This window comes from Kitasatospora sp. NPDC036755 (assembly GCF_040636595.1).
Taxonomy (GTDB): Bacteria; Actinomycetota; Actinomycetes; order Streptomycetales; family Streptomycetaceae; genus Kitasatospora.
On record NZ_JBEZUT010000407.1, the window covers coordinates 1 to 6,680 of the forward strand.

The 6,680-nt window shown below is 73.7% G+C and carries 7 protein-coding genes; 2 read left to right on the forward strand and 5 right to left on the reverse strand.

What is annotated here, in order from left to right; genetic code table 11:
- From AB0E96_RS36505 to AB0E96_RS36515, 3 genes are all read right to left on the reverse strand, one after another.
- Positions 1–581 (reverse strand): DUF664 domain-containing protein (locus tag AB0E96_RS36505; RefSeq protein WP_359830374.1); only part of this gene is annotated, 581 nt, incomplete at its 3' end.
- A 103-nt stretch (positions 582–684) separates the two neighbouring features.
- Positions 685–1,419, reverse strand: coding sequence for a tyrosine-protein phosphatase (locus tag AB0E96_RS36510; RefSeq protein WP_359830377.1), 735 nt, complete (start codon positions 1,417–1,419; stop codon positions 685–687).
- 9 nt (positions 1,420–1,428) lie between these two features.
- Positions 1,429–2,082 (reverse strand): TetR family transcriptional regulator, encoded by a 654-nt coding sequence (locus AB0E96_RS36515; protein WP_359830380.1) that lies wholly within the window; start codon positions 2,080–2,082, stop codon positions 1,429–1,431.
- Between the two features lie 309 nt (positions 2,083–2,391).
- On the opposite strand from AB0E96_RS36515, the gene AB0E96_RS36520 reads away from it, so the two are divergent.
- On the forward strand, positions 2,392–2,733 hold the full coding sequence (locus tag AB0E96_RS36520; RefSeq protein ID WP_359830383.1) for a DUF5713 family protein: 342 nt from the start codon (positions 2,392–2,394) through the stop codon (positions 2,731–2,733).
- Positions 2,734–2,791: 58 nt separating this feature from the next.
- Here AB0E96_RS36520 and AB0E96_RS36525 read toward each other — a convergent pair whose 3' ends face one another.
- Together AB0E96_RS36525 and AB0E96_RS36530 are read right to left on the reverse strand one after the other, a co-directional pair.
- A complete protein-coding gene (locus AB0E96_RS36525; RefSeq protein ID WP_359830386.1) occupies positions 2,792–3,691 on the reverse strand; it encodes an aminoglycoside phosphotransferase family protein in 900 nt (299 codons plus the stop codon).
- An 81-nt stretch (positions 3,692–3,772) separates the two neighbouring features.
- Entirely contained in the window at positions 3,773–4,165 is a 393-nt protein-coding gene (locus tag AB0E96_RS36530; RefSeq protein ID WP_359830389.1) for a PPOX class F420-dependent oxidoreductase, read from the reverse strand.
- Between the two features lie 238 nt (positions 4,166–4,403).
- Here AB0E96_RS36530 and AB0E96_RS36535 point away from each other — a divergent pair.
- A partial coding sequence (locus tag AB0E96_RS36535) for a Tex family protein (RefSeq protein WP_359830392.1) occupies positions 4,404–6,680 on the forward strand: 2,277 nt, incomplete at its 3' end.

Here is a 6,680-nt window from a genome sequence, read left to right on the forward strand (position 1 = left end):
GCGCCGCTTCCGAAATCAGGTGCGCGGCCAGCCGTTCGAACGAGTGTGTGGCAGCGAACCCGTGGACGTCGGAGCAGCCGGAGACGACTCCGGGGCCGGTGCACCAGCAGCTCCCGGATCGCGATCCGGTGCTTCCCGACCCGCTCGCCCAGGTCCTGGTACCCGGCCAACTCGGCGTCCAGGGACTTCTGTTCGCGTTCCAGGTCACGGAACGCGGCGTCCACCACGGCCTGTTCGCCGACGGCGCCGTCGAAGTCCGCGTCCCGTGCGCCGTACAGCTTGGGCAGCGGCTCGCCGTCGGTGATCCAGTTCCGCCAGTCCCGCTCCACCTCGGCGAGGTGCCGGACCAGCCCGAGCAGCGACATGGTCGACGGCGGCACCGAGCGCCGGGCGAGCTGCTCCGGGTCCAGGCCGCCGCACTTCAGCCGCAGGGTGATCCGATGGTTCGTCAGGGCGTCGTGGATCGCTCCGAGTTCGCCGTCCGGGGCGGGCCCGTCGTTGTTGCGGGGGTCGTCGTCCGGGTCCGCCCACATGTCGGGGTGGACGGTGGCCTCGGTCCAGCGCGCGAGTTGTTCGGTCATGCCGTGCATCGTCGTTCGTGACCGTCCGCTCCCGCCACGGGTTTATCGCGCGGGCCGCGGGCCCGGACGGCGCCGACGGCCCGCCGCCGCGCGGCGCGTGGGCTCAGTCGGTCAGCAGCCGGGTGCGCAGGGCGTCGGCCTGGTCGCGGTCGACGCCGAGGGTGCCGGTGAGGTAGGCCTCGACGGAGCCGTGGCGGGCGGCCAGGTCGGCGAGGGTGAGCCGGATGACGGCCTCCGGGGCGCGCCCGTAGGAGGGCCAGCGCAGGGTGCGGCCGGGGTGGGCGGCGTGCCAGTCGGCCACGAGGTGCGGGGTGGCGAGTTCGGTGAGCGCGAAGTCGGCGGCGATGTCGTCCTCGCCGACGCCGAGCAGGGTGAGCAGCAGGGCGGCGATCAGCCCGGTGCGGTCCTTGCCGGAGGCGCAGTGGAAGGCGACCGGGGCCTCGGCGGCCGTGATGACGTCCAGGGCCTGGCGGATCTCCTTCACCCCGTCCTCGGCGACCTCGGCGAAGCGGTCGGCGAGGTGGCGCCAGGGGTCGAGCCCGGGGTCGATCTCGGCCTGGTCGTACGGGCGGTGCTCGATCGAGAGGTTGTGGTACTCCAGCCCTTCGAACTCGGGCACCCGGCCCTTGGCGGCGATCTCCCAGGGGTAGCGCAGGTCGATCACGGTCCGTACGCCGAGGGCCCGGAGCCGGTCGAGGTCCGCGGGGGAGCCGAGCTTGCCGAGCGAGTCGGAGCGGTAGAGCAGCCCCCACCGGACGGACCGTCCGCCGGCGGCCGGGTAGCCGCCGAGGTCGCGGAAGTTGTGCAGGGCATCGAAGGAGTGGTGACGCGTCGTCATGCGCGCACTCTAGTCAGCGGTCCGAGGCTCCCCGGTGGGAGGGCCGTAGCCGCGGGTGAGCAGTTCGAAGGCGCGGGTGGCGTCGTCGACGGCCTCGGCGTACAGGTCGTCGGCGGTGCGGCCGTCCTGGATGCGGCGCCAGTTGTGCAGGGCGAGGACCCGCTGGGTGGCGGTGGCCTGGGCGGCGAGCAGGGCGGCGGTGAGGTCCCGAGGCCCGGGGAGTCCGGGGTCCTCGCGCAGTGCGGCGGCCAGCGACCGCTCGGCGCGGGCCACGTACTCGCCGACCCGGGCGGCCAGGCTGGGGGTGCCGTACACGAGCGCGGTGAAGGCGAGCACCGCGGGGTGGTCGTTGAGTCCGGTGACCGGGTCGCGCCGGGCGAGGCCGGCCAGGAAGTCCCGCAGGAGCGCGTCGAGCACCGGTTCGCCGGGCTGCCGGGCGCGGACCACCTCGGCGGCCTGCTCCTGGTGGTCGGCGAAGCGGTGGACGACCAGGTCCTCCTTGCTGGGGAAGTAGGAGAACAGCGTCGGTTTGGAGACCTCGGCGGCCGTCGCGACGTCCGCCACGGACACCCGGTCGAAGCCGTGCTCCAGGAAGAGCGTGATGGCCGCCTCGGAGATGGCCCGCCGGGTCCGCTCCTTCTTCAGCTCCCGCAGTCCTGTCATGTGCATCAGGCTAGCAGTGGGTGTTGACCGGGGCAGGTTTCTGACCGGGTCTTCCGGTGGGCGTGTTCCCGGCGGGCGCGTCTCAGGCCGAGGCCCGGCGGGCGGTGGCCTCGATCTCGATCCTCGTCCGCGGGTCGGCGAGCCCGCACACCCGCAGGGGTGCGGCCGTTGTCGGCGCCGCCGTTGCCGGTGCTGTTGTTGTCAGTGCCGCCGTTGTCAGTGCCGTCGTTGTCAGTGCCGTCGTGCACGATCGGCGCGTCGGTTCTTCTGCGGATCCTCCGCGGGCCGGGCGGTGACGGAGAGGGTGTCGTGGCGATCACGAATCAGCGGGCGGCGGAGCACGCGTTCCTGCGGGGGATGTACGAGGACCCGTACTTCCCCGATCACGTCGTCGACAAGGGCCGGGCGGTCCTGGTGCGGCTGTGCGAGCGGATCGAGGCCGAGCAGCCGGCCGGTCTGGCGGCCCTGTACGTGCTCTCCCACGCCGCGACGGAGGAGTTCAACGCCCTGGAGGCGGAGTTCGAGGCGGCGGGGAGCGAGATCGAGACGGCGGCGCGGGAGGAGATCGCCGAGGACTTCTGGGTCGTGGCGACGGCCTACGGGTTCGTGGACGTGGACGTGGAGGAGATGATCGCGCCCCGGAACTGGTGACCGACGGGCCCCCGAGCGGCCGGGCCCCGCCCGGCCGGCGAGGGCCCCGGCCGCGCGGCTACACGCTGCGGTCGGCCAGCACTTCCCGGACGACGTGGCGGGCGTTGGCGGTCCGCGCCTGGTCGGTGTGGCGGTAGTACGGGATCGTCACCAGGGCGATGGAGAACGCCCAGGCGCGGCCGCGGGCCCAGGTGGCCTCGTCCGCGTGCAGGGCGGCGCGGAAGGCCGGGCGGGCGGCGGCGGGCAGCAGGTTCCAGGCGACGATCAGGTCGGCGGTCGGGTCGCCGATGCCGGTCAGGGCGAAGTCGATGACGGCCGAGAGCCGCCCGGTGCCGGCGAGCAGCAGGTTGCCGGGGGTGAGGTCGCCGTGCAGCCAGACCCGCGGGCCGGCGTACTCGGGCAGCCGGAGCGCCTTGTCCCACACGGCGGTCGCGGCCGCCGTGTCGATCGAGCCGGCGAGTTGGGCGATGGCGGCGCGGGTGGCGCCGTCCCGGGAGGCGAGCGGGACGCTGCGCTGGGAGGCGGGGGCGTCGGCCGGGTCGGCGGCGCGCAGGGCGTTGACGAAGCCGGCCAGGTCGCGGGCCAGGGCCTGGGGTGCGGCCAGGGCGTTGACGACCGGGTTGCTGCCGTCAAGCCAGTGCAGCACCGACCACTCCCACGGGTAGCCGGCGGCGGGCCGGCCGACCGCGAGCGGTGCCGGGACGGGCAGCGGCAGTCGCGGCGCCAGCCGGGACAGCCACTGCTGGTCCCGCCGCGGGCCGCCGGCGGCCCATTCCACCAGGGGCAGCCGGACGGCGAGTTCGGGCCCGAGGCGGAACATCGCGTTGTCGGCGCCGCGGGTGGGGACGGGGGTGACCGGGAGGCGCTCCCACTGCGGGAACTGGGCGGAGATCAGCCGCCGCACCAGGGCCGCGTCGACCAGCGGTCCGTCGGGGTGCATCCGGGTGGCAGCGCACATGCCCGGCAGCGTACAGCGCAGATCGTTTCCGTTCAGCAGGATTCCCGAACTGCGCACATTGCGACGGTGGTTCGAAGCGGATCAGTCGAAGGTGATGCGCACCCCGATGGTGCCGCCCTTGCCGAAGCGCAGCACGTTGGCGGTCAGCGCCACCGCGCACAGCAGGCCGTACTTGCGCCGCAGCAGCTTCCGGTAGGCGGGTGCCCGGTCGGGGTCCAGCGCCGCGGTGGCCGGCACCTGGGCGCCGAGCAGGTTCCCGCGGATGTCGCTCGGTCCGACCAGCACGTCCGAACGGTTGCGCAGGCGCTTGACCTTGCCCGTCTTCGTGACGGTGGTGAAGACCAGTGCGTCACCGTCGCGCGCGACCCAGACCGGGGTGGCGACCGGAGTGCCGTTCTTCCGGTACGTGGTGAACAGCAGGTACTTGGCGGCGGCGAGCCGCTCCAGCTCGGCGGCGGCATCCAGAGTGTCCATGCCCGTCAGCCTAGGAAGGCGCGGCTGGGCCCCGCTCAAGTCCCGCTGGGGCCACGCCCGTCGACGTTCCGCCGGGGCCGGGTCCGCCGGCTCCCGCCGGGCCCGGAACGTCGGCGACGGGGCTCCCGGCGGCCCGCGCCACGCCCGGCCGTCCCGGGTGCGGCCGGTCGTCGTCGTCGGTACCTGCCAGAATGCAGGGCGTACGGCGCAAGCACTGATGGAGAAGGTGACCGGCTTCGTGACCACGGCAGTCGAACAGGTGGCCCGGCAGGCCCAGCAGGCGATCGAGCGGAAGATCGCCGAGGAGCTGGGTGTCCGCGAGGGGCAGGTGAAGGCGGCCGTCGACCTGCTCGACGGCGGTGCGACCGTCCCCTTCGTGGCCCGCTACCGCAAGGAGGTCACCGGCTCCCTCGACGACGCCCAGCTGCGCGCCCTGGAGGAGCGGCTGCGCTACCTGCGCGAGCTGGAGGACCGTCGGGCGGCCGTCCTGGAGTCGATCGAGGCACAGGGCAAGCTGGACGACGCGCTGCGCGCCCGGGTGCTCGCCGCGGACTCCAAGGCCCGCCTGGAGGACATCTACCTGCCGTTCAAGCCGAAGCGGCGCACCAAGGCGCAGATCGCCCGCGAGGCCGGTCTGGAGCCGCTGGCCGACACCCTGCTCGCCGACCCGTCCCAGGACCCGGCCGCGCTGGCCGGCCGGTACCTGAACGAGTCGGTCGCGGACGGCCCCGCCGCGCTGGAGGGCGCCCGGGCGATCCTGGTCGAGCGCTTCGGCGAGGACGCCGACCTGGTCGGTTCGCTGCGCGAGCGGATGTGGACCCGCGGCCGGCTGGTCGCCAGGGTCCGCGACGGCAAGGAGGGCGACGGCGCCAAGTTCGCCGACTACTTCGACTTCGCCGAGCCGTACACCAAGCTCCCCTCGCACCGCATCCTGGCGATGCTGCGCGGCGAGAAGGAGGAGGTGCTCGACCTCGACCTCTCCCCGTTCGAGGGCGAGGCCGAGGGCGACCTGCCCGGCGACAACGACTACGAGCAGCGGATCGCGGCCCGTTTCGGCATCGCCGACCGCGGCCGCCCGGCGGACAAGTGGCTGGGCGACACCGTCCGCTGGGCCTGGCGCACCCGCATCCTGGTCCGGCTCGGCATCGACCTGCGGTCCCGGCTGCGCGCCGAGGCCGAGGACGAGGCGGTACGGGTGTTCGCCGCCAACCTGCGGGACCTCCTGCTCGCCGCCCCGGCCGGCACCCGCGCCACCATGGGACTGGACCCGGGCTTCCGCACCGGGGTGAAGGTCGCCGTGGTGGACGCCACCGGCAAGGTCGTCGCGCACGACACGATCCACCCGCACCAGCCCGCCAACAAGTGGGACGCGTCCCTGGCCACCCTGGCCGCGCTGGCGAGGAAGCACGACGTCGACCTGGTCGCGATCGGCAACGGCACCGCCTCCCGGGAGACCGACAAGCTCGCCGAGGACCTGCTGAAGCGCCACCCCGAGCTGGGGCTCACCAAGGCGATGGTCAGCGAGGCCGGCGCCTCGGTCTACTCGGCCTCCGCGTTCGCCTCGCAGGAGCTGCCGGACCTGGACGTGTCGATCCGCGGCGCGGTCTCGATCGCCCGCCGGCTCCAGGACCCGCTGGCCGAGCTGGTCAAGATCGACCCCAAGTCGATCGGTGTCGGCCAGTACCAGCACGACCTGAGCGAGGTGAAGCTCTCCCGCTCGCTGGACGCCGTCGTCGAGGACTGCGTCAACGCCGTCGGCGTGGACGTCAACACCGCCTCGGCGCCGCTGCTCACCCGGGTCTCCGGGGTCACCGGCACGCTGGCCGACAACATCGTGGCGCACCGCGACGCCAACGGCCCGTTCCGCACCCGCAAGCAGCTCAAGGACGTCTCCCGGCTCGGCCCCAAGGCCTTCGAGCAGTGCGCCGGCTTCCTGCGCATCCCCGGCGGCGAGGACCCGCTGGACGCCTCCAGCGTGCACCCCGAGGCCTATCCGGTGGTGCGCCGCATCCTGGCGGCGACCGGCGGTGAGCTGCGCGAGCTGATCGGCAACGGCGAGCGGCTGCGGGCGCTGCGCCCGGCGGACTTCGCCGACGACACCTTCGGCGTCCCGACCGTCACCGACATCCTCGGCGAGCTGGACAAGCCCGGCCGCGACCCGCGTCCGGCCTTCCGCACCGCCGTCTTCAAGGAGGGCGTCGACAAGATCGGCGACCTGGAGGTCGGCATGGTGCTGGAGGGCGTGGTGACCAATGTCGCCGCCTTCGGCGCCTTCGTGGACGTGGGCGTCCACCAGGACGGGCTGGTGCACGTCTCGGCGCTGTCGAAGAACTTCGTCAAGGACCCGCGCGAGGTGGTCAAGCCCGGCGACATCGTCAAGGTCCGGGTGCTCACGGTGGACGTGCCGCGCAAGCGGATCGGGCTGACCCTGCGGCTGGACGACGAGGTCGGGCGCGAGCGCGGCGGGGAGCGCGGGGACCGTGGCGAGCGCCAGGCCCGCCCGCCGCGCCAGGAG

Coding starts and splice junctions, on each gene's coding strand:
- AB0E96_RS36510 (WP_359830377.1), bottom strand. CDS start 1,419: ATGACGACGCGTCACCACTCCTTCGATGCCCTGCACAACTTCCGCGAC.
- AB0E96_RS36515 (WP_359830380.1), bottom strand. CDS start 2,082: ATGACAGGACTGCGGGAGCTGAAGAAGGAGCGGACCCGGCGGGCCATC.
- AB0E96_RS36525 (WP_359830386.1), bottom strand. CDS start 3,691: ATGTGCGCTGCCACCCGGATGCACCCCGACGGACCGCTGGTCGACGCG.
- AB0E96_RS36530 (WP_359830389.1), bottom strand. CDS start 4,165: ATGGACACTCTGGATGCCGCCGCCGAGCTGGAGCGGCTCGCCGCCGCC.